Annotated in this window: 22 protein-coding genes; 12 read left to right on the top strand and 10 right to left on the bottom strand. The window is 75.5% G+C overall.

The genetic code is table 11. From position 1 onward, the window contains the following. The first annotated feature begins 146 nt into the window (after positions 1 to 146). Positions 147 to 959, top strand: a complete 813-nt coding sequence (gene folP / locus IEY37_RS17025; RefSeq protein ID WP_188943775.1) for a dihydropteroate synthase — start codon at positions 147 to 149, stop codon at positions 957 to 959. Beyond that, complete coding sequence (locus IEY37_RS17030; RefSeq protein WP_188943704.1) at positions 956 to 1774, top strand: class III extradiol ring-cleavage dioxygenase family protein; 819 nt, start codon at positions 956 to 958, stop codon at positions 1772 to 1774. Before folP ends, IEY37_RS17030 begins: the two co-directional genes overlap by 4 nt. On the opposite strand, the gene IEY37_RS17035 is transcribed toward IEY37_RS17030, so the two are convergent. Beyond that, on the bottom strand, positions 1744 to 2667 hold the full coding sequence (locus IEY37_RS17035) for a carbohydrate kinase family protein (protein ID WP_188943706.1): 924 nt from the start codon (positions 2665 to 2667) through the stop codon (positions 1744 to 1746). The genes IEY37_RS17030 and IEY37_RS17035 overlap by 31 nt on opposite strands. Continuing rightward, positions 2667 to 3581: a pseudouridine-5'-phosphate glycosidase gene (locus tag IEY37_RS17040; protein ID WP_188943708.1), complete on the bottom strand. Its 915-nt coding sequence runs from the start codon at positions 3579 to 3581 to the stop codon at positions 2667 to 2669. The genes IEY37_RS17035 and IEY37_RS17040 overlap by 1 nt, the downstream gene beginning before the upstream one ends. Positions 3582 to 3654: 73 nt before the next feature. On the opposite strand from IEY37_RS17040, the gene IEY37_RS17045 reads away from it, so the two are divergent. After that, on the top strand, positions 3655 to 3894 hold the full coding sequence (locus IEY37_RS17045; protein WP_188943710.1) for a DUF3039 domain-containing protein: 240 nt from the start codon (positions 3655 to 3657) through the stop codon (positions 3892 to 3894). A gap of 197 nt (positions 3895 to 4091) precedes the next feature. Here IEY37_RS17045 and IEY37_RS17050 read toward each other — a convergent pair whose 3' ends face one another. Continuing rightward, positions 4092 to 5114, bottom strand: coding sequence for a YihY/virulence factor BrkB family protein (locus tag IEY37_RS17050; protein WP_229674557.1), 1023 nt, complete (start codon positions 5112 to 5114; stop codon positions 4092 to 4094). 831 nt (positions 5115 to 5945) lie between these two features. On the opposite strand from IEY37_RS17050, the gene IEY37_RS17055 reads away from it, so the two are divergent. From IEY37_RS17055 to IEY37_RS17065, 3 genes are all read left to right on the top strand, one after another. Next, positions 5946 to 7757, top strand: coding sequence for a DEAD/DEAH box helicase (locus tag IEY37_RS17055; protein WP_229674558.1), 1812 nt, complete (start codon positions 5946 to 5948; stop codon positions 7755 to 7757). A 92-nt stretch (positions 7758 to 7849) separates the two neighbouring features. Then, entirely contained in the window at positions 7850 to 8458 is a 609-nt protein-coding gene (locus tag IEY37_RS17060) for a sulfite oxidase-like oxidoreductase (RefSeq protein ID WP_188943781.1), read from the top strand. After that, the gene (locus IEY37_RS17065; RefSeq protein ID WP_229674560.1) at positions 8451 to 9233 is read left to right on the top strand and encodes an FAD-binding oxidoreductase; all 783 of its coding nucleotides are present in this window, start codon (positions 8451 to 8453) and stop codon (positions 9231 to 9233) included. Before IEY37_RS17060 ends, IEY37_RS17065 begins: the two co-directional genes overlap by 8 nt. 49 nt (positions 9234 to 9282) lie before the next feature. On the opposite strand, the gene IEY37_RS17070 is transcribed toward IEY37_RS17065, so the two are convergent. The 4 genes from IEY37_RS17070 to IEY37_RS17085 form a co-directional block, all read right to left on the bottom strand. Continuing rightward, entirely contained in the window at positions 9283 to 9825 is a 543-nt protein-coding gene (locus tag IEY37_RS17070) for a hypothetical protein (RefSeq protein WP_188943712.1), read from the bottom strand. A 112-nt stretch (positions 9826 to 9937) separates the two neighbouring features. Beyond that, the gene (locus IEY37_RS17075; RefSeq protein ID WP_188943714.1) at positions 9938 to 10771 is read right to left on the bottom strand and encodes a GAF and ANTAR domain-containing protein; all 834 of its coding nucleotides are present in this window, start codon (positions 10769 to 10771) and stop codon (positions 9938 to 9940) included. Between the two features lie 380 nt (positions 10772 to 11151). Then, positions 11152 to 11946, bottom strand: coding sequence for a DUF2231 domain-containing protein (locus IEY37_RS17080; RefSeq protein WP_188943716.1), 795 nt, complete (start codon positions 11944 to 11946; stop codon positions 11152 to 11154). Between the two features lie 157 nt (positions 11947 to 12103). Next, positions 12104 to 12298, bottom strand: coding sequence for a DUF7455 domain-containing protein (locus tag IEY37_RS17085; protein ID WP_188943718.1), 195 nt, complete (start codon positions 12296 to 12298; stop codon positions 12104 to 12106). A gap of 451 nt (positions 12299 to 12749) precedes the next feature. On the opposite strand from IEY37_RS17085, the gene IEY37_RS17090 reads away from it, so the two are divergent. The 4 genes from IEY37_RS17090 to IEY37_RS17105 all read left to right on the top strand — a co-directional run bounded on the left by IEY37_RS17090 (position 12750) and on the right by IEY37_RS17105 (position 16673). After that, on the top strand, positions 12750 to 13097 hold the full coding sequence (locus IEY37_RS17090) for a BlaI/MecI/CopY family transcriptional regulator (protein WP_188943785.1): 348 nt from the start codon (positions 12750 to 12752) through the stop codon (positions 13095 to 13097). A 7-nt stretch (positions 13098 to 13104) separates the two neighbouring features. Continuing rightward, positions 13105 to 14130, top strand: a complete 1026-nt coding sequence (locus tag IEY37_RS17095) for a M56 family metallopeptidase (RefSeq protein WP_188943720.1) — start codon at positions 13105 to 13107, stop codon at positions 14128 to 14130. Between the two features lie 26 nt (positions 14131 to 14156). Next, positions 14157 to 14459, top strand: a complete 303-nt coding sequence (locus tag IEY37_RS17100) for a hypothetical protein (RefSeq protein ID WP_188943722.1) — start codon at positions 14157 to 14159, stop codon at positions 14457 to 14459. A gap of 162 nt (positions 14460 to 14621) precedes the next feature. Next, positions 14622 to 16673 (top strand): S9 family peptidase, encoded by a 2052-nt coding sequence (locus tag IEY37_RS17105; protein ID WP_188943787.1) that lies wholly within the window; start codon positions 14622 to 14624, stop codon positions 16671 to 16673. 87 nt (positions 16674 to 16760) lie between these two features. On the opposite strand, the gene IEY37_RS17110 is transcribed toward IEY37_RS17105, so the two are convergent. The 3 genes from IEY37_RS17110 to cei all read right to left on the bottom strand — a co-directional run bounded on the left by IEY37_RS17110 (position 16761) and on the right by cei (position 20289). Beyond that, positions 16761 to 18140 (bottom strand): RNA polymerase sigma factor, encoded by a 1380-nt coding sequence (locus IEY37_RS17110; protein WP_188943724.1) that lies wholly within the window; start codon positions 18138 to 18140, stop codon positions 16761 to 16763. A gap of 450 nt (positions 18141 to 18590) precedes the next feature. Continuing rightward, on the bottom strand, positions 18591 to 19352 hold the full coding sequence (gene ppgK / locus IEY37_RS17115; protein ID WP_229674563.1) for a polyphosphate--glucose phosphotransferase: 762 nt from the start codon (positions 19350 to 19352) through the stop codon (positions 18591 to 18593). A 163-nt stretch (positions 19353 to 19515) separates the two neighbouring features. Continuing rightward, positions 19516 to 20289, bottom strand: a complete 774-nt coding sequence (gene cei, locus IEY37_RS17120; RefSeq protein ID WP_229674573.1) for an envelope integrity protein Cei — start codon at positions 20287 to 20289, stop codon at positions 19516 to 19518. 613 nt (positions 20290 to 20902) lie between these two features. On the opposite strand from cei, the gene IEY37_RS17125 reads away from it, so the two are divergent. Both IEY37_RS17125 and IEY37_RS17130 read left to right on the top strand, forming a co-directional pair. Then, positions 20903 to 21202 carry a DUF4193 domain-containing protein gene (locus tag IEY37_RS17125; protein WP_188943728.1) on the top strand — a complete coding sequence of 100 codons (300 nt, stop codon included), beginning with the start codon at positions 20903 to 20905 and terminating at the stop codon, positions 21200 to 21202. After that, positions 21195 to 21650, top strand: a complete 456-nt coding sequence (locus IEY37_RS17130; RefSeq protein WP_229674564.1) for a pyrophosphohydrolase domain-containing protein — start codon at positions 21195 to 21197, stop codon at positions 21648 to 21650. The genes IEY37_RS17125 and IEY37_RS17130 overlap by 8 nt, the downstream gene beginning before the upstream one ends. Positions 21651 to 21666: the final 16 nt, after the last annotated feature.

Genomic DNA, 21666 nt, shown 5'->3' on the forward strand with positions numbered 1-21666 from the left:
TGGGCGCCGGCGGCAGTGAGGTGAGCGGCGGCAGCAGCGTGAGCCGCGGCAGCGGCGGTGACGTGGGCGCCGGCGGCGGTGAGGTGAGCGGTGCACCGCACTATCTGCTGCGGGACCGGACGGTGCGCCGGGGCGAGCTGCTCGTCATGGCGATCGTCAACCGGACACCCGACTCGTTCTACGACCGGGGCGCCACCTGGGCCGAAGGTGCGGCGTTCGAGCGGGTGCGGGAGGCCGTCGCGGCCGGGGCCGACCTGGTCGACGTCGGCGGGGTGAAGGCAGGTCACGGGTCTCCCGTCGACGTGGCCGAGGAGATCCGCCGCACGGCCCGTTTCGTCGCCGCGGTGCGGGACGAGTTCCCCGACCTGCCGATCAGCGTGGACACCTGGCGGCACGAGGTCGGCAGGGTGGTGTGCGAGGCGGGCGCCGACGTCCTCAACGACGCGTGGGGCGGTCACGACCCGCGCCTGGCGGAGGTCGCCGCGGAGTTCGGGGCCGGGCTGGTGTGCACGCACACCGGCGGCGCCACCCCGCGGACGGCCCCACACCGGGTCGCGTACCCCGACGTGGTCGCCGACATCGTCGAGCGCACAGCGGCGCTCGCCGAGCGGGCCGAGCGGCTCGGCGTCCACCCGCGGCGCATCCTGGTCGACCCCGGCCACGACTTCGGCAAGAACACCTGGCACTCGCTGGAGGCCACCCGGCGGCTCGGCGAGCTGGTCGCCACCGGCCGTCCGGTGCTGGTCTCGCTGTCGAACAAGGACTTCGTCGGCGAGACGCTCGACGCCCCGGTCGGCGAGCGGCTCACCGGGACGTTGGCGGTGTCGGCGGTCAGCGCCTGGCTGGGCGCCACCATGTTCCGGGCGCACAACGTCGCCGAGACCCGCGCGACGCTGGACATGGTGGCCGCGGTCCGCGGCGACCGGCCGCCGGCCCGCGTGCTGCGGGGGCTGGCGTGATCGTCGCGGCGGCGCTGTGCCCGGAGCCGCCGCTGCTGCTGCCCGGGGCGACGGGCGGGCCGGTGCCCGAGGTGGAGCGGTTGCGCGCGGCGTGCCGGGCGGCCGTGGCCGTTCTGTGGGCGTCCCGGCCGGACGAGGTCGTCGTCGTCGCGGGCGACCCCGGGACGGCGCAGCGCGACGGGCGGGACGCGGACGCCGAGCTCGGCGAGGGGGCGTGGCGACCGATGGAGCCGGGCGCGGGAGTCGGGCGCTGGCTGCCCGCTCCCGGCCGGGACGGCGGGACCGGGGGAGCCGCGCCGGTCCTCGGTCACCTGGTCGCCCTCGCCGTTCTCGACGACAGCGGTGCCGGCGCACCCGACCTGCTGCGGCTCCTGGCGGTGCCCGCGGACCTGACGCCGGCGGACTGCGCGCGGTGGGGCGCCGCCCTGGATCGGCGTCCGGGACGCACCGCGCTGCTGGTCACCGGCGACGGGTCCGCGCGGCGCAGCACCTCGGCGCCCGGTTATCTCGACCCGCGCGCCGCGGCCTTCGACGACGCGGTGGCGGCCGCGCTGGCCGCGCCCGATCCCGGCGCCCTCGCCGCGCTGGACCCGGTGCTGGCGGCCGAGCTGCTGGCCGGCGGGCGTGCCGCGTGGCAGGTGCTGGCCGGTGCGCTGGCACCGGACGGGCACGGCGGGCCGGACGGGCACGGCGGTCCGGACAAGCGCTGCGGTCCGGACGGGACGGCAGCGCGGAGGCGGTGGCGGTCGGAGCTGCGCTACCTCGACGACCCGTACGGGGTCCGCTACCTGGTGGCGTCGCTGACGGCCGGCTGAGCGCCGCGCGCGCCGACGGCGCCGGCGACCGCGGTGCCGGCCCGCACCCCGGCGTCCAGCGCCTCCCGCGGGCCGGCACCGGACAGCCAGGCCGACAGCAGCCCGGCGTCGAAGGCGTCCCCCGCCCCGGTGGAGTCGGTGGCGTGGACGGCGCGCGCCTGCACGGACACCCGGCGGTCCCGGTCGCACCAGGAGGCACCGCCGGGACCGTGGGTGACCGCGACCGCCGCCGCGTGTTCCAGCACTGTCGCGAGGCCGCCCAGTTCGGCCAGCTCGGCGTCGTTGGGCAGCACCAGGTCGATGCCGTCGATCCAGGACAGGAAGGTCGCGGCGCCGACCTCGCCGAGATGGGTCGTGGTCTGCGGGTCCACCGACACCGTCCACCCGGCCGCACGGGCCTCCGCCATCGCGGCCAGCGCCCCGGCGCGGGAGTCGTCATCGAGGAGCACGTAGCCGGAGACGTGCAGGTGCGGCGGGCCGGGCAGGTGGCCGGGGACGTCGGGCAGCGCGGCGTCGGCGACGGAGAACGCCCGGTTCGCGCCGCGGTCCGGCAGCATCGTGCGCTCGCCGTCCGGCCCGACGAGCACCACCACGCAGCAGGTGGGCAGCACCGGGTCGACGGCGAGCCGGCACCGCACGCCGGCGGCGGACAGCTCGGCGCGCGCGGAGCGGCCGGCCTCGTCGTCGCCCACCCGGGCCAGCAGGGTGACGTCCACACCGTGCCGGGCCAGGTGGACGGCGGTGTTCGCGCCGGCGCCGCCGGGCGTCACCAGCACCCTGGCCCTGGTGTCCTGGCCGAAGACCACCGGGCCGTCGGTGCGCGCCAGGACGTCGAGCCCGACGTCGCCGACCACCACCACGGGACGCGGCGCCCGCCCCGGGTCCGGTGCCATCACCGCTGCTCGGCCAGCGCGGCCGCGATCTGCCCGGCCAGCAGGGCGTTGGACAGCACCAGGTCCACGTTGACCGCGAGGCTGGCGCCGGCGGTGACCTCGTGGAAGTGGGCGAGCAGCCGGGGCGTCACGTCCTTGCCGGTCACGTGCTCCCGCTCGACCAGCTCCAGCCCGGACGCCAGGGTCCGGTCGTGCAGCCCCCGGTCGAGCTCCGACTCCGGCGGCACCGGATTGGCGACCAGCACGCCGGCGCCCGGACCGCCCAGCCCGCGCCGGTGGGTCAGCACGGACGCCACCTGCTCCGGGATGTCCACCCGCCACGGCGCCGGGAACCCGGAGTCGGCGAGGTAGAAGCCGGGGAAGGCGTCGGTGCGGTAGCCGAGCACCGCCACCGACAGTGTCTCCAGGTACTCCAGGGTGGCGCCGACGTCCAGGATCGACTTGACGCCCGCGCACACCACGACGATCGGGGTGCTGCCGAGCACGGGCAGGTCGGCGGAGACGTCGAAGGTCTCCGCGGCGCCGCGGTGCACCCCGCCGAGGCCGCCGGTGGCGAACACGGCGATGCCCGCCCGGTGGGCCAGCGCGGCCGTCGACGCGACCGTCGTCGCGCCGTCCCGGCCGAGCGCCAGCGCCGGTGCCAGGTCGCGGACCGAGAGCTTGGCCACGTCGTCGCCCGCGCACAGCCGGTCCAGCTGATCGGGTGTCAGACCGACCCGGACGGCGCCGTCCAGCACGGCGATGGTGGCCGGCACCGCGCCGCCGCGGCGGACGGCCGCCTCGAACCGGTCGGCGGCCGTGCGGTTGTCACCGCGGGGCAGCCCGTGGGCCAGGATCGTCGACTCGAGCGCGACGACGGGACGGTGGTCGGCGACGGCCTGCTCGACCTCGGGATGCAGCTGCACGACGGACATGGACGGGCAGCCTCTCACGTCGCGGCGGCTGGCATAGTTGGCGGTGCCGATCAGCGAGGGAGAGGAGCTGCCGATGAGCACCCAGGTGCTGGAGCAGCCGGACACCGACACCCGGGACACCACGGGGGACGACACCCCGAAGATGTTCCACTACGTGCGGAAGTCCAAGATCGCCGAGAGCGCGGTGATGGGCAACATGGTCGTCGCGTTGTGCGGCGAGACCTTCCCGGTGACGCGGAGCCCCAAGCCCGGGTCGCCGGTGTGCCCGGACTGCAAGAAGATCTTCGACTCGCTGCCCAAGGGCCGCGACTGAGCGGCGCCGCCACCGGGTGAGCCGGGCCACGACGGACCGGCCGGGCACGGGGGCAGCGCCGCGCCACGAGCAGGCCGCCCGGCTGCCGCGGCGCGCGGAGCCCGTCCCGACGACCGTGACCGCCACCAGCGTTGCCCCGGAACCCTGGTGCCGCGAAGGGCAGTGGAGCCGGCTGGTGGCGGCCGTACCGGGTCGGCCTACTGCGCCGGCTCCAGGGCGGGCGGCTCGACGTCGGGGTGGTACCGCCGCCACTTGCGCAACTCGCGGCGGGACCGGCGCGGCGGGTAGTACTCCAGCAGCGCGTTGTTGAACTGGGCGCCGATGATGATCGCCATCGAGACGAAGTAGTAGAAGAGCAGGAACGTGATCGGCGTCGCCAGCGCGCCGTAGGTCAGGCCGTGCGAGTACACGTACGCCAGGTACAGCCGCAGCCCGAAGCTGGCGACGAGGAACACGATCGCGGCCAGCAGGGCGCCGGGCAGCCCGCGCTTCCAGGTGTGCCGGTGCTTGGGCGCGACCTTGTACAGCGTGGTCAGCAGGAGCAGCAGCCCGATGGACAGCAGCGGGTAGTAGACGATGTTGACCACCGTGGTGGCCGTGTCCTCCCAGCTGTGTGGGAACAGCCGGGGCAGGTAGGTCGGCCCAATGGCCAGCAGCGGCAGCATGAAGATGCCGGACACCAGCGCGACGAGGTAGAGCCCGAGCGCGAAGAACCGTTCCACCACCGGGTGCCGGACCTCGTGCTGGCAGTAGGCGATGGTGATCGATTCGACGAACGCCGACATGGCCGAGGAGCCGGCCCACAGGCTGATCACCAGGCCGACGGACACCACGTCCGACCGGCCGTTGCTCAGGATCGTGTTCACCGTGTCGCCGACCAGGTTGGTCGCGACCTCGGGGTTGAACAGGCCGTGCAGGAACACGTCGATCTGCTCGCGGATCTGCCCGAGCGTGTTCGGTCCGAACAGCGGCGCGACGAAGCCGACCAGGCCGAGCAGGGCCAGCAGCAGCGGAGCGGTGGACAGCGCGCACCAGAACGCCGCCTGCGAGCTCATCCCGAACAGCGAGTCGCTCCACGCCTTGGACATCGTCCGCCCGGCCACCTTCCGCCATCGGTGCCGCACCGGCCCGTCCAAGGTCGGGATCGGCCCGGTGCCGTTGAGGTGCCACGGGTAGGTGCGGTGGTCGCGCTCGGGACGGCGTTCGGGACGGTCGAGCACGGTGGTCGGGGAGCCGGGTGGGCCGGCGACGGGATCTCCGGCGGGTTCGTCCTGGGGTCCGGCGGGCTCCGGGGACTGCGGGGGTGCCGGTGCCGGTGCCGGGTTGGTCACGGCTGCCCGGCTGGGCGGCCCTGCAGGTGCGGGTGCAGGTGCCGGTGCGGGTGCCGGAGCAGGGCGGGCCGACGGTGCCGGGCGCGCCGCGGGGCCGGGAGCCGGGCGCGCCGCGGGGGCCGGGTGGGGCTGGGCCGTGGCTGCTCGGTGCGGCTGGCCTCCGCGCGCCGGCGGGGAGGTGCGCGCACCGGTGGGCTGGCCAGCCGGGCGGTCGAGCGCCACAGTGTCGACGGTGTCGACGGTGTCGACGGTGTCGACGGTGTCGACGGTGTCGACGGTGTCGACGGTGTCCACCGTCTCACCCGGTGACGCCGCGGGCCGGCGCACCGGGGTGGCGGCGACCCGTGCGGACGCGGCGCCGGGCTGCTGGCCCGGACCCGGCAGCAGGCCGGCGCGGTCCTGGTCGCCTGGACTGACGCGGCTCACCGTTCGAGGATGCCTGGTCGGCGGGGTGGCCGACGACAGGACGCGGCATCTGTGACCAACATTCACCCGCGGATGCGCCGGCTGCCGACGACCGGTGCAGCGTCGAGGCGGACCCGCCCGTTGCGTCGCCGTCCCGCCACGCGCGGGGACCAGCGACGATCCCGGACCGTCCGTCGCCCGGTGCCGCGGCCGGTAGCCTTCGTGGGTCGCCGTGCCGGTGGGCCGGCGATTTCGTCTGTGCCGGCGCACTTCTCGGGTGTGACCGGCGGCACGGCTCGGCCGGGAGGGGGTGCGGTGACCTCGTCCGCCGCGCTCCGGCTGCCCGGGCCCCCGTCCGGCCCGCTGCCGGCGTCCGGGCTGCGGCCCTGGCAGCAGGAGGCGGTCGCCGCCTACCGCGCGGCCGGCGGCCGGGACTTCCTGGTCACCGCCACCCCGGGGGCCGGCAAGACGACCTTCGCGCTGGCCGTGGCCACCGGCCTGCTGCGGGACCGGGTGGTCGACCGGGTGGTCGTGGTGTGCCCCACCGACCACCTGCGGACCCAGTGGGCCGACGCGGCCGCCCGGGTCGGACTCGTCCTGGACCCGCGGATGACCAACGCGCAGGGCCCCGTCCCGGACGGCGCGCACGGCTACGTCACCACCTACGCGCAGGTCGCGCAGCGGCCGGCGATCCACGCGGCGCGCGCCACCCGCCGGCGCACCCTGGTGGTGCTCGACGAGATCCACCACGCCGGGGACGGCCTCAGCTGGGGCCAGGCGGTCGGCGACGCCTTCGGCGAGGTGCACCGAAGGCTCAGCCTGACCGGCACGCCGTTCCGCACCCGCGCCGAGGAGCGGATCCCGTTCGTCGACTACCACACCGACGGCGACCTGCTGCGGTCCGTCGCCGACTACACCTACGGGTACCGCCAGGCGCTGGCCGACGGGGTGGTGCGGCCGGTGGTGTTCGCCGCGTACACCGGCGTCTCGCGATGGCGGAACAGCGCCGGCGAGGTGGTGGCCGCGTCGCTGTCGGACACGGCGACCCGGTCCGTGGAGGCGGCGGCGTGGAAGACGGCCCTGGACCCGGCCGGTGGCTGGGTGCCGCACGTCATCGCGGCCATGGACGAGCGGATCAGCCATCTGCGGGCGTCCGGCACCCCGGACGCGGCCGGGCTGGTGCTGGCCAGCGACCGGGACGACGCCCGCGCCTACGCGTCGGTGGTGCGCCGGATCACCGGGCACGCGCCGGAGCTGATCCTGTCCGACGACCCCAAGGCGTCCGCCCGGATCGAGCGGTTCCGCGACTCGGACCAGCGCATGGCGGTGTGCGTGCGGATGATCTCCGAGGGCGTCGACGTCCCGCGCGCCGCGTGCCTGGCCTGGATGACCAGCTATCGGACGCCGCTGTTCTTCGCGCAGGCCGTCGGCCGCGTGGTGCGGGCCAGGGCGGCGCACGAGACGGCCACGGTCTTCCTGCCGGCGGTCCGGCCGCTGCTCACGCTGGCGGCCGAGATGGAGGTCGACCGCGACCACGTGCGGATGCCGCCGCCGCGCTCCGGTGCGGACGACGACCTCGCCCAAAATCTGCTCGACCTGCCCGAGGACCAGGAGCCGCCGGACCGGTCGCGGCGCGTGGAGGGGCTGGCCTCGGAGGCCGAGTTCGCCCACGTCCTGCACGGCGGCCGGGCGGTCACCGCGGGACCGGGCTCGGCCGGCGCGGCGGACGGCGGCGCGGCCGGCACCGTCGGGCTCGAGGACGAGGACTTCCTGGGGCTGCCCGGCCTGCTCACGCCGGAGCAGACCGCGTCGCTGCTGGCCCGGCGGGACGCCGATTTGCGCCGCCGGGTCGACGGCATGGCCCGGCACCGGCCGGACGACGACGCGCCGGTCTCGGACGACGCGCCGGGTGACGGGCCGGCCGGGTCGGCGGCGCAGGGCTGGCGGGCGGCGGCGGAGCTGCGCCGCGAGGTCAACCAGCTGGTCGGCCGGGTGGCCGCGCGCACCGGCGAGCCGCACGCCCGGGTGCACGCGCAGATCCGCCGGGCCGTGCCCGGGCCGCCGTCCGCGGCGGCGTCGGCGGAGCTGCTGGAGCGCCGGCGGGACCACCTGCTCGGCCTCCTGTAGGCCGCGGCGCCCCACGCCGGCGCCGGATGGGCCATGATGCTGGGCGGCAACGACGCCGTGCTGCGCACCTGCGACGACGAGAGGCGGTGGCCGTGCCCGGCTTCACCCGAGGATTCACCGGACGCGCGCGACGGGCGGACCCGCGGCTCCCGCCCGGCCAGTACGACGTCGGGACCGACTTCCCGGTGCTCACCGCGGAGGTGACCCCGCGGGTCCGCACCGAGACCTGGACGATGACCGTCGACGGGCTCGTCGAGCGGCCGTCGACGTGGAGCTGGGACGAGATCCACGCCCTGCCCGCCTCGGAGTACCGCGGCGACATCCACTGCGTGACGACGTGGTCCAAGCTGGACACCAGCTTCGGCGGCGTCTCGCTCGACGTGCTGCTGGACGCCGCCGGGCCGCTGCCGTCGGCGACGCACGTGCTGGCCACCTCGACCACCGGCTACACCACCAATCTGCCGCTGGAGGACGTCACCGGCGGCAAGGCCTGGATCGTCTGGACCCACGACGGCCACCCGCTGCCGGTGCAGCACGGCGGTCCGGTCCGGCTGCTGGTGCCGCACCTGTACTTCTGGAAGAGCGCCAAGTGGATCACCCGGGTGACCCTGCTCGACCACGACCAGCAAGGCTTCTGGGAGCGGAACGGCTACCACGACCACGGCGACCCGTGGAAGCAGGAGCGGTACAGCGGTGACTGAGCCGGCCGGCCACCCGGTGCCCGGACCGGCCGCACTGTTCGACCCCGGCGCGCCGGACCTGCCGACCGCGCCCATCGGCGGCTGGCGGACGGCCATCGTCCACTCGGTCCGCCACCCGACGCCCCGGTCGGTGGCGATCCGGCTCGACGTCCCCGACCGGGTCGACCACTGGCCCGGCCAGCACTACGTCGTGCGGTTGACCGCCGAGGACGGCTACACGGCCAGCCGGTCCTACTCGGTGGCGTCGGCACCGGCCGACCCGCAGCTCGAGCTGTACGTCGAGCGGCTGGAGGACGGCGAGGTGTCGTCCTTTTTGGCGGACGAGCTGCGGCCGGGGGACCCGCTGGAGATCCGCGGGCCGATCGGCGGCTGGTTCGTGTGGACCGGGGGACGCCCGGCGACCGCCGTGGGCGGCGGCAGCGGCGTGGTGCCGTTCGTGTCGATGCTCCGGCACGCCGTCGACCTGGACCGCACGGACCTGCTGAGCCTGGTGGTGGCCGCCCGGACGCTCGCCGACCTGCCCTACGCCGACGAACTGCGGGCCGCCGGCGCCCGGATCGTGCTGTCCCGCGAGGACCGGCCGGACCGCCCGGCCGGGCGGCTCTCCGCCGCCGACCTGGCCGGGGTGCCCGTCGCCGGTGCGCGGTGCCTGGTGTGCGGGTCGGCCGGCTTCGCCGAGACGGCCAGCCGGCTGCTCGTCGACGCCGGGGCGGACCCGGCGCAGGTGCGGGTGGAGCGGTTCGGTCCCAGCGGCGGTCCGGCGCCGCTGTTCTGACCACGCCTCCGGCGGCCGCGGTGCGCGGAGGCCGCCGGGCCCGGGCAGGTCAGCCGGCGAGGGCCTTGGCGGCGCCGCCCACGCCGACCAGACCGGCCACCAGGAACAGGTACCAGCCGGGACCGGCCACCGAGAACACCTGACCGAGCGAGCGACCCAGCAGGCTGTGCGCCCGGGCCAGCCACCACACCGCGGCGGCGACCATCCCCAGCGAGAGCAGCAGCGCGACCGCGCCGAGCGGTCGGTGGTCCACCGGGGTCAACAGCGCCAGCCCGAGCAGCACCACCGCCCCGCCGGCCACCCCGACGCCGACGACGGAGTACGCGCTCACCGCGGAGCTGACCGACAGCGACGCCGCCGCCTGTGCCGACCGGAACACGTTCCAGCCGGTGACCCCGCCCTCGATCGGCAACCCGACGCTGGGCGCCACCGACGTCCACGACAGCAGGAGCTGGAGGATGCCCAGCACACCGCCGAGCACGGTGACCACGGCGGCCAGCGGGTCGGCACGCGGGACGCCCCGGGCGGGAACCGGGCCGCCACCCGCCGGGCCCGGGGCGACCGGCGTGGACCAGCCCGACGTCTCGCTCATCACCCGTCCTCGAGGCGCAGCGGACGGGCGCGGGCCGACCGGCCGCGCGGCTGCCTCCGCCTGCCGGTCCATCTTGGCCCATCGGCGTCCCGCGGCGGGCGCGCCGGGCGGGTCAGGCCCGCGGGTGCCGGGGCCGCGGCGGGCGGGTGACGGCCGTGCGGACGTGCGCGTCGACGTCGGCCGGCAGGGTCGCGCCGTCGGCGAAGTGGACCTCGAGCTGCTCGGCCAGGTCCCGCACCTTGCGGTTCGTCACGCTCGACAGGTAGCGGAGCGTGGCCCACGCGGTGTCCCGGTCGGCGGGCATCGCGAGCATCAGCATGCCCACCGCCCGGCCGATGGCCGTGCGCCCGTCCATGGCCCGCTCGAGCTGGACGACCTGCTGCTCCAGGTCGGCACATCCGGACGGCGCCGCGGAGGTCGCGGCGACGGTCACCGCCAGCAGGTCCGCGGCGGCGCGGAGCAGGATCCGCTCGTCGAGCACGAAGGACAGCCGGGTCCGGGAACCGAAGGACACCGTGCCGACGGTGAGCCCGGCGTGCAGCAGCGGCACGCTCAGGTAGGCGGTCAGCCCGAGACCCTTGGCGACGGCCAGCTGCGGGTCCGGGATCCGCTGGACGTCGTCGAACCACTGCGGCTGTCCGGAGGTCGCCACCGCGCCCGAGACCGTGCTGCGGTCCAGCGGCCAGGCCCGCAGCCGCCCCGCCGCCGAGGCGGCCAGTCCGGCTGCCGCGCCGAGCACCAGCCGGTCGGACCCGGGCCGCCGGGTGTACTGCAGGACCATGTCGACGCCCAGCGGCAGCCGCAGGTCCTCGACCAGGCCGGAGCACAGCTCGGCCGAGTCGGCACCCAGGGCCAGCCCGGCGGCGAGCCGGCGCAGCACCACCGACTGGGTTGCGGCCAGGTCGTCACGACCGTCGGGGGCCAGGTGTCGGATGTCGTCGGTCACGGCGTCGACCTCTCACGCTGCATGGATGAGCGACGCCCGAGGCAAGGGCCCGGCGGCGGAGCGGCGAGCCACCCCGCCGACCGACGTGGTGCGGCTCTCCCCTCCGAGAGTACGCATCGCGGCGGGGTTACGGCCAGGATGCGGGCAGCAGAAGGCCCGAGGCGGCCATCGCCCCGCCGGATGCAGTGCCGGGCGGGTGCGTGTGGCCGGTCCGGGAAGCTCAACCCTGCCGTGCGGAGACCGTCCGGACGTTCTCGGCGGCCACCCCCTCGTCCGGCTCGTCGTCGCGGCCGTCCTGTCCCCGGGTCACCGCCGGCCGGCGACCCGCTCGACGATCGCCAGCAGGGCGAGAACGCGGCCGTGGGACGGCAGCGTGGACGTCACCGGTGCACCACCGGTGCGGCGACCGGCTGCTCGGCGTCCGACAGCACCTGCGGGCGGACGCCGACGCCCTTGCGGTAGGACAGGTCGCCGCCCAGGAAGCCGCCGACACCGACACCGAGCAGCGCCGAGGTCGACAGCACCCGGCCGGCCCGCCGCAGGCCGACCAGCCGCGCGGCCAGCGACACCAGGTACAGCGTCAGGCCGGTGGCGTTGACCGCGGCGTGCACGGCGGCCTCGCGGCGGCTGTCGTCCCGGGTGTCCAGGTACTGGACCCAGCCGGTGACGACGGCGGGCACCGCGCTCACCACGCCGACCCGCAGCGCGGTGTCGGCGGCCTTGGCGTCGGCGGGCCGTCCGTGCCGGGCGTGCCGCAGGTCGAACCAGCTGCCCAGCACCCAGGCGCCGATCGGCACGGTGACCAGGATCGGGTGCGACGGGTGGCCGATCGTCTCGTTGCCGCGCAGCAGCGGTGTCACCGCCCGCCCGGCCGGGGTGCCGGTCAATCGCCCGACGCGCTGCTGGGCCCGCAGCGCGATCCGGTCCAGCGCGGAGCCCGACTTCGGCAGCAGGCGGTCGATCAGCCCACCGAGACCGTCGGACGCCGGCCGGCCCGCCGCGTGCCGGGCAGAGCTCCCGGACCCGGGGGAGCCGGTGGCGGACCCCGTCGCCGCGGTCGCCGCCGCGGTGGAGGTCGCGGTCGAGGAGGGGCCGGTCCCGGATGCGGCACCGGCCGCCGCGGTGCTCGCGGGCGTGGCTCCCGGCGTCGAGGTGGCTCCCGGATCGAGGGTCAAGGGCGGGCTCCTTGCACGGCGGGACGGGACGCTACCGGGCCGGTGCCCAGGCCCGTCCGGCGCAAAACCGCCCGCGGGACGCCGCAGGGGCGGGCCGCGATGCGCGACCCGCCCCTGCGGCGGTGCGGCCCGGAGGCCGCCGATAGGGGTGCGTCGATCAGTTCTCGGCGCGCGAGTCGAACAGCTCGGCGGCCATCTGCTCGAGCCGGGCGGAGTGCTCGCGGGCGTGGTGGCCGCAGAAGAGCAGCTCACCACCGGTGGGCAGGACCGCGCGGACGAGAGCCGCCGCACCGCACCGGTCGCACCGGTCGGCTGCGGTCAGCGCCGATGGGCTGGTCAGGGTTCCGGTCACTGGGTCCTCCTGTTCACGGCCTCCGCACGAGTGCGACGGCACTGCATCAGTACATCCGCCGGAGAGATCGGGTGCCACCTCGTTCAGTCCAGACGTCAGGGCTGACGGGGATGTTCCCCCGCTCCGGTAAGGATCTGGTGACGATCACGTTTCGCCAGGTTCCCGGACACCCGCAGTTCATTCGGCACGACCGGGCGCTGCGATCGGTCGTCCGGCTGATCCGCGGTCCCGCCGGTCGTCACCGTCCGGCGGGGCGTGCTCCGGGGCCGTGCGTCCCCCGAACGCCGTCCGGGCAGCACCCGGACCGGTCCATCGTGCGTCCGGGCCGGGCCGGAACGGCGGATCTTCGCCACGAGCGAACAGAGGCGTGGGCCGCTCCCGGATCTCCGCAGTTCTACGCGCCGTAGAACGCTCGGCGGTAGACTGGGTGGGACAAGGGGAGGTGAGCCGGGTGGTCGGCCGCGGCGAGCTCGAGCGTGCAGTGATCGAGGCGCTGTGGGCATCCGGCACCCCGATGACCGCCCGCAGCGTCACCGAGTCCCTCGCCGGTCGGGAGCTGGCCGTCACCACCGTGCTCACCGTGCTCAGCCGGCTGGAGAGCAAGGGCGTCGTCCGCCGCACCCGGGACGGCCGGGCGCACACCTACCAGGCCGTGGCCGGCCGGGCCGAGCACACCGCCGACCTGATGCGCCAGGTGCTCGAGGGCGCCGGCGACCGCGACGACGTGCTGACCCGCTTCGTCGGCTCCGTGTCGGCGGAGGACGTGGCCGCCCTGCGCCGGGCACTGGACGAGCGGTAGTCCTGCCGTGCCGACGGCGGCCGCGCTGGCGGCGGCGCTGGCACTGACCAGCCTTCTGCTGGCCTCCCCGGTCAGCGCCGCGCTGGCGCGCTCGACCTGGGGGTGGCGCGCCCCGCGCCCGGCGCTGGTGCTGTGGCAGGCGGTGTGCCTGTCCGCCGGGGTCAGCGCGGTCGGCGCCGGCGTGGCGCTGGCCGTGGAGCCGCTGGGGGACGACGTCGGGTCCGGCGTCCGGACCTGGTTCCGCAACGTGGTCGACGGCCACCCGTTCCGCGGCCAGACCCCGGCCGAGATCGCCGTCGGCGCCGCCTCCTCCGCGATCGCGCTGGTGCTGTTCGCGGTGCTGCTGCGCAGTCTGGCGCTGACGCTGCGCCGGCGGCGTGCCCACCGCGCCCTGCTCGTCCTGCTGACCGACAGCTGCCCGGCCACCGCGGTCGACCGGGCGGACCTGCTCGCCGGCGTGCGCATCCTGGACCACCGGACGGCCGTCGCCTACAGCCTCCCGGGCTGGCACTCGCAGGTGGTGCTGTCCGCCGGGCTGCTGGACCTGCTGACCCGGGACGAGCTGGCGGCCGTGATCTCGCACGAGCGCGCCCACATCCGGTCCCGCCACGACCTGCTGGTGCTGCCGTTCCAGGCGTGGGGGAGTGCCCTCGGTCGGCTGCCCGGCGTGCGGCAGGCGGCGGTGGCGGTGGGCGAGCTCGCGGAGATGCTCGCCGACGACATCGCGGTGCGCGGCACGGATCCGCGGGTGCTCGCCCGGGCGCTGGCAAAGGTGGCGCTCGCCATGTCGCCGGCCACCTCGCCGGCCGGGGCGCCGGCCACCTCGCCGGCCGGGGCGCCGGCCGCGCCGGCAGTGGTGCCGGTCGGCGCGCCGCCGGCCGCCTCGTCCGTGCCGGGACCGGTGGTGTCGGCGCGGGTGACCCGGCTGCTGGACCGGCGGCGCCCGCCCCGCTGGCAGGTCGCGGCGGTGTACGCACTGGCCGTCGTCCTGCTGTGCGTGCCGGTGGTGCTGCTGCTGCAGAGCTGGCGCTGAGCCGGCGGGTGGCAGCATGGGCCGCCATGGCGAGCCGTGCGACGTGGTCCCTGTCCTCCGGCCGGCCCCGGCCGGTGCTGCACGAGGTCTGGCTGGAGCTGTGCAGCGGCAGCCGGGTGGTCGTCGGCCGGGACCTGCCGGACGTGGCCGCCGCCAACGCCGTCGCGTCCCGGTGGATCGCTCTGGCCCGGGACCGCCCCGACGACCTGCACGAGACCGGTGCTGGGAGCGGATGTGTCGTCCGGGGCTCGGCCGTCGTCGCCGTCAAGGCGCAGCACCAGCCGACCGGCGGACGGCTGCGCGGCCCGCGCGAGGGCGTCTGGCTGTAGCCGCGCGGACGGTCCGGAGGTCGCACCGTCGGCCCGCCGTGGTAGGACCGGACGGTGACCGACAACACCCCGTCCGAGCCCGTACCGGCCGAACCGGCCGGAACGCCCACCGCCGCCGCCACCCCGTTCCACGATCTGGACGAGTACGTCCGGCTGCCCCGCATGTCCGGCCTGGTGCTCTCGCCGGACGGGTCCCGGCTGGTGGTCGGCGTCGCGGTGCCCGACACCGAGCGCACCCGCTACGTCACCTCGCTGTGGGAGGTCGACCCGGCCGGGCGCAACCCGGCCCGCCGGCTGACCCGCGGCGTCACCGGGGAGGCGTCGGCGGCCTGGACCGCCGACGGCGACCTGCTGTTCACCAGCCGGCGGCGGGACCCGGAGGCCGACAAGCCGGACGACGAGGCCGTGCCGCTGTGGCTGCTGCCCGCCGCCGGCGGCGAGGCCCGGGTGCTGCTCACCCGGCCCGCCGGCGTGCACGGCGTGCTCACCGCCCGCCGCGCGCCGACCGCACTGCTGCTCTCACCGGTGCTGCCGGGAGCCACCGACCCGTCCGACGACGACGCGCTGCAGCGCGCGCGGAAGCAGGCCGGCGTGACGGCGGTGCTGCACTCGGGATACCCGGTGCGGTTCTGGGACCACGACCTCGGGCCCGAGCGCCCGCGGCTGCTGCGGGTCGACCTCGGCGCCGGCGCGGCGGAGGAGCCCGGCCGGCCCACCGCGCGGCTCGAGCCGGTCGACCTGACGCCGGACGCCGGCGGCTCGCTGGACGAGGTGGAGACCAGCCTGTCCGAGGACGGCCGGACCGCCGTCACCGCCTGGTACCGGCCGGTGGGCCGGGGGGACCGGCGCAGCGAGCTCAAGGTCGTCGACGTGGCCACCGGGGACCGCCGCACCCTGCTCGCCGACCCGGACGCCGACCTGGGTTCGCCGCGGATCTCGCCGGACGGCCGGCGGGTGGCATACCTGCGGGAGACCGTGACGACGCCGGACGCCGCCCCCCAGCTGTCGGTGCACGTCGTCGAGCTCGCCCCGGACGGCGGTGCCGCGGAGCCGGTGCAGCTGGCCCGCGGCACGGACCTGTGGATCACCGGCATGGCCTGGCTGCCGGACGGCAGCGGCCTGGTGGTCGCGGCCGACCGGAACGGGCGTGGTCCGGTCGCGCTGGTCCGTGGCGACGACGTGCAGTGGCTGACCGAGGACGACTGGACGTACACCGACCTGCGACCGGCGCCGGACGGCAGCGCGGTGTACGCGCTGCGGACCGGGTATCTGGCGCCGTCGCACCCGGTCCGCATCCCGTTGACCGGTGACCGGGTCGGGCAGGCGTTGCCGCTGCCGGCGCCGGTGGCGCCGCCCGAGCTGCCGGGCCGGTTGACGGAGGTCACCGCGACGGCGCCGGACGGCGTCCCGGTGCGGGCGTGGCTGGCGCTGCCGGAGGCGTCGGCCGAGCACCCGGCGCCGCTGCTGCTGTGGGTGCACGGCGGGCCGCTGTCGTCGTGGAACGCCTGGACCTGGCGCTGGAACCCGTGGCTGATGGTGGCCCGGGGATACGCGGTGCTGCTGCCGGACCCGGGCCTGTCCACCGGCTACGGGCAGAGCTTCCTGCAACGCGGGTGGGGTGCCTGGGGCCAGGCGCCGTTCACCGACCTGATGGCCGTCACCGACGCGGTCCAGGCCAGGCCGGACATCGACGCCGACCGCACCGGCGCCATGGGCGGCTCGTTCGGCGGCTACATGGCGAACTGGATCGCCGGCCACACCGACCGCTTCCGGGCGATCGTCACCCACGCCAGCCTGTGGGCGCTCGACGACTTCGGCGGCACCACGGACGTCGCCACCTACTGGGCCCGGGAGATGACGACGGAGATGGCCCGGCAGAACAGCCCGCACCTGTCCGTCGGGGACATCCGGACGCCGATGCTGGTGGTGCACGGTGACCGCGACTACCGGGTGCCGATCGGGCAGGGGCTGCGCCTGTGGTTCGACCTGCTGTCCGCATCGGGGCTGCCGATGGCCGAGGACGGCTCGACGGTGCACCGCTTCCTGTACTTCCCGCAGGAGAACCACTGGGTGCTGACGCCGCAGCACGCCAAGCTCTGGTACGAGGTGGTGCTCGGCTTCCTCGCCGAACACGTCCTGGGGCAGGCCCCCGCGGCGGTGCCCGCGCTGCTCGGCGGACCGGGGACGCCGGCCCTGGGTGCGACCGGCGCCTGATCCGCACGGGCCCCGGCGGACCAGAAACGACCAGGGCCCGTCCCCGCGGAGGCGGGGACGGGCCCTGTCGGGTCGGACCGGTGCGTCCTACTCGAGGTAGTCGCGCAGCACCTGCGAGCGCGACGGGTGGCGCAGCTTCGACATGGTCTTGGACTCGATCTGCCGGATGCGCTCCCGGGTGACCCCGTACACCTGGCCGATCTCGTCGAGCGTGCGCGGCTGGCCGTCGGTCAGGCCGAAGCGCAGCCGGACCACGCCGGCCTCCCGCTCGGACAGCGTCTGCAGCACGGCCTGCAGCTGGTCCTGCAGCAGGGTGAACGACACGGCGTCCACGGCCACCACGGCCTCGGAGTCCTCGATGAAGTCACCGAGCTGCGAGTCGCCCTCGTCGCCGATGGTCTGATCGAGCGAGATCGGCTCCCGGGCGTACTGCTGGATCTCCAGCACCTTGTCCGGGGTGATGTCCATCTCCTTGGCGAGCTCCTCGGGCGTGGGCTCGCGGCCCAGGTCCTGCAGCAGCTCGCGCTGGATGCGGCCCAGCTTGTTGATGACCTCCACCATGTGCACCGGGATGCGGATGGTGCGGGCCTGGTCGGCCATCGCCCGGGTGATCGCCTGGCGGATCCACCACGTGGCGTACGTCGAGAACTTGTAGCCCTTGGTGTAGTCGAACTTCTCGACCGCACGGATCAGACCCAGGTTGCCCTCCTGGATCAGGTCCAGGAAAGCCATGCCGCGACCGGTGTAGCGCTTGGCCAGCGACACCACGAGCCGGAGGTTCGCCTCGAGCAGGTGGTTCTTGGCGCGCTCGCCGTCCCGGCGGATCCAGTTCAGGTCCCGGCGCATCTGCGTAGGCAGCTTGTCGCCGGCCTCGGCGACCTGGCGCATCCGCTCGACCGAGTACAGGCCGGCCTCGATCCGCTTGGCGAGGTCGACCTCCTCCTCGGCATTGAGCAGGGCGACCTTGCCGATCTGCTTGAGGTACGCCCGGACGGAGTCGGCGGAGGCGGTGAGCTCGGCGTCCTTGCGGGCCTGCCGGAGCGCCTCGGACTCCTCCTCGTCGTCCCAGGTGAACTCCTCGGACTCGGCCTTGGCCGTCGCGGGACCGGGAGTGGCGGCGCCCGCCGGGGCGGCCTCGTCCGTGGAGTCGGACTCGTCGTCCTCGGTCAGGTCCAGCTCGCCCTCGGCCTCGGTGGTGACCTCGAGGGCGTCCGCCACGGCCGGGTCCACGCCGGTCAGGTCGACGTCGCTGGTCAGCGCCTCGTCGAGTTCCGCCGGGTCGACATCGGCGCCCGCGACCTCGATCTCGGACTCGACGACGGCGACCGCGCCGCTCTTTCTGGTCTTGGTCCCACCGGCCGCGCGGCTGCGTGCGGGACCGGACGTGCCGGCGCCCGCATCCGCGGCGGCCGGTGCGCCGGAAGTGTGGGTGCGGGTGCGATGCGAGGAAGCCGGTGCGCCTGCCACTGATGCCCTTTCGCGGAAATGTCGTGGACGATGTGCGGGGCCGCTCCGCGGCGAACCCCCGCGGTCAGGACCCGGTTCGCCGGGAAACTCCCGCAAGACGACCGCTCCAGTGTAACGGCGAATGCCGCGCGACCACGACTTTCGATCGATTCCGGCACTCCGGACGACCCACCGGACGGAGCAGTGGCGCCGCCGCGATGATCACCGGCAGTCACGGCCAGGTGACGCGACGTGCAGCGGAGCGCGCCATCCACCCGAACGGTCGCACCGCCGCGCGCCCGCTCGGCGGGCCGCAGACCTCCGGACGGCAGCCGGGCGGGGCCGGACCGCACCGAGCGGGCGCGGACCGGGGCAACGCCGACGCCGGACGGGGGCGGAGCCGGCGCCGGCCGGGGCAGCGCCGGCGCCCGGCCGGTTAGCCGGTCCGCCGGTCCGCCGCCGTCCTGCCGGTCAGCCGAGCTGCGCCTCGTGGGCGGCCAGCGCGGACCCGACGATGCCGGCGTTGTTGATCAGCTTGGCGATCTTGAGCTCGGTCCGGCACTTGAGCAGCGGGAACCACTTGTCCGGCTTCTTGGAGATGCCTCCGCCGAGGATGAACAGCTCCGGCCAGAGCAGGTTCTCCAGGGCCTGCAGGTACTTGCTCGCCCGCTTGGCCCAGTGCTCCCAGCTCAGGTCCTCGCGCTCGCGGGCCGACGCCGCCGCCTTGGACTCGGCGTCGTGCCCGTCCAGCTCGATGTGGCCGAGCTCGGCGTTCGGGACCAGCACGTTGTTGTAGATGATCGCCGTCCCGATGCCCGTCCCGAAGGTCACCATGACCACCAGACCGTCGTTGTCGGCGCCGGCGCCGTAGCGCACCTCCGCCAGGCCGGCGGCGTCGGCGTCGTTCAGGGCGGTGACCGGGCCCGGCACCTTCCCGCTCATCGCCGCCACCAGGTCCGTGCCGACCCACGCCGGGTCGACGTTGGCGGCGGTGTGCACGGTGCCATTGAGCACCACGCCGGGGAAGTCGACGCCGAACGGGCCCTTGTAGTCGAACGCCGCGGCCACCTGGGCGGCGGTGTCGGTCACCGCCTCCGGCGTCGCCGGGTGCGGGGTGTCGATCCGCCTGCGCTCGGTCTTCAGCTCACCCGTCGCCAGGTCCACCACGGCGCCCTTGATGCCGGTGCCGCCGATGTCGATCCCGAAGGCCGATCCCGTCCGCTGGATGCTCACGCTCGATGCACTCCTCTACCGGAGACCGACCCGGGGCCGGCGCAGGGCCAGGCGGCAGCGCCTGGTGCGGTGATCGTAGCCAGCGGGCAGCCGTGCGTGACCCGGCAGTGGCCGAACCGGCACGGCGGGGCCGTGCACGGCCGCCCGTTGCCGGTCGGTCGGGTCAGCTGGAGCCGGTGGTCGCGCCGGCGCAGTCGGCGGCGGGCAGCGGCGGGATCGGCCCCGCCGGCTTGGCGGTCGCGGTCTGGCCCTCGATGACGGCCGGCGGCGCCGCCGCGTCGTGCAGCGCCTTGAGCTGCGCCTTCTGCGCCGCCGTGGTCGGGGTGTAGTCGTACCGGGCGCCCAGCGCCAGGTCCACGCTCTGGTCGACCCGGTCGTCCATCACCAGCTGCGAGCACGGCGCGATGATCAGCACGGTGCGTGCCTGCGCCTGTCCCGCGGCGCCGAACCGGATCTCGGACTGGCACATCAGGTCGCCGGCCGGGTAGAGCACGTCGTTGTCCGCCGGTTTGACCGAGGCGAAGCCGGCGTCCTGCAGGTCCTTGGTGAGCGTCCGCGCCACGCCACGGGCCGGGCTGGCGTTGTAGACCTGCAGCTCGACGGTGCTCGGGTCGGACGGCCGGACGGCGACCAGGGTGTTCGACGCCACGAAGGTGCCGAGGGTGGTCGTCACCGTGCTGGTGGTGGACCGCGGTGTCGTCCTGGCCGTGGTGCGCGGTCGGGCGGTGCCGGACGGCGTCGACCGCGCGGTGCTGCTGCGGGTGGTCGGTGTCGCGGTGGTCGGCGCCGGGCCCGGGGCATTGCAGCCGGTGGCGGCGGCCGGGCCGGGCCGCAGCACCTGGAACCAGACGACCCCGCCGCCCACCAGCAGGACCACCAGGAAGATCAGGATGGGCCAGGGTCGTCGGCGGCGGTAACGCTCCGCGGGCGAGTCCATCGTCACGGACGGGTCCTCCGCATCGGTGTGCTGTCGTCGGCCGGGGTGCTGCCGGCCGGCCGGGCCCGTCCTCCCCAGGGTGACGCGGGTGCGCCACTGCTGTCGGACACAGGGTAGAGGGGCACGTCGTCAGGTGGGTGTCAGGCGGTGTCGTGTCCGGTGCCGCCGACGAGCGCGGTCCGGCCCTGCTCTCGCCCGTTCCCGCCGGCTCCGCCGATCGGTGACGACGCATCGGTACCCGCGCTGGACCTCGGTCACCAGCTCTGCTGCCGCGGGAGTCCAGCCCTGCGGCCGCGGGATTGACGCGGCATCCGGGGGGAACCGAGCCCCGCGCTAGGAACCCGGGCGTCCGGTCGGCTACCCTGCTGCCGCTCGACGCCGGGGACGGCGTGGACATCCGTCGAAAAGACGGCGGAACAGCGGGCACAAATCCGGGACGGACGGCGTTACCACGGGGCTGCCGCCGACAGGGCGGTGACACGCGCGGCGCGGGTGTGCCCGGTCGGTCGCGTGCGGAGCACCTCGGCACCGCCGGAGCACCGGATCCCGCAACCCTGCGGACCCGGCCGGCCGGTGCGCAGGGTGACGCGACAGGAGATGAAGAGGGAACAGCATGGCAACTGATTACGACGCCCCCCGCCGCAACGAGACGGACGAGGTGGGCGAGGACTCCCTGGAGGAGTTGAAGGCCCGGCGCAACGAGGCCCAGTCGTCGGTCGTGGACGTCGACGAGGGCGACACCGCCGAGTCGTTCGAGCTGCCCGGGGCGGACCTGTCCGGCGAGGAGCTGGTCGTCAAGGTCATCCCCAAGCAGGCGGACGAGTTCACCTGCACGTCGTGCTTCCTGGTGCAGCACCGCAGCCGGCTCGCTGACCAGCGCGGCGATCGCCTGGTCTGCGTCGACTGTGCCTGACGCGCCTGCGCAGGACGACCACGAGGTGCCGTCGGCCGCCACGGCCGGCGGCACCAGCCGTATCTCCACCCAGGTGCGCCGGTTCCACGAGGCCTTCGGGCTGCCGGTGCGCCGTCGGCCGTCGGCCGAGGTGGACGCCCGGGAGGCCGCGCTGAGGACCGCGCTGATCGAGGAGGAGGTCGGCGAGCTGCGGGCGGCCGCCGAGGCCGGCGACGTGGTGGGCGTCGCGGACGCGCTCGCCGACATCGTCTACGTGGCGTACGGCACCGCGCACGTCTACGGGATCGACCTCGACGCGGTCCTGGACGAGGTGCACGCCTCGAACATGACCAAGCTCGGCGCCGACGGCCGCCCGGTGTACCGGGCCGACGGCAAGGTCCTCAAGGGTCCCGGGTACCGCCGGCCGGACGTTTCCGGCGTCCTGGGCCGCTCCGCGCGGGTACCCTGAACAGGACGGACGCTCC

It is taken from the genome of Nakamurella endophytica (assembly GCF_014646215.1).
Classification (GTDB): domain Bacteria; phylum Actinomycetota; class Actinomycetes; order Mycobacteriales; family Nakamurellaceae; genus Nakamurella; species Nakamurella endophytica.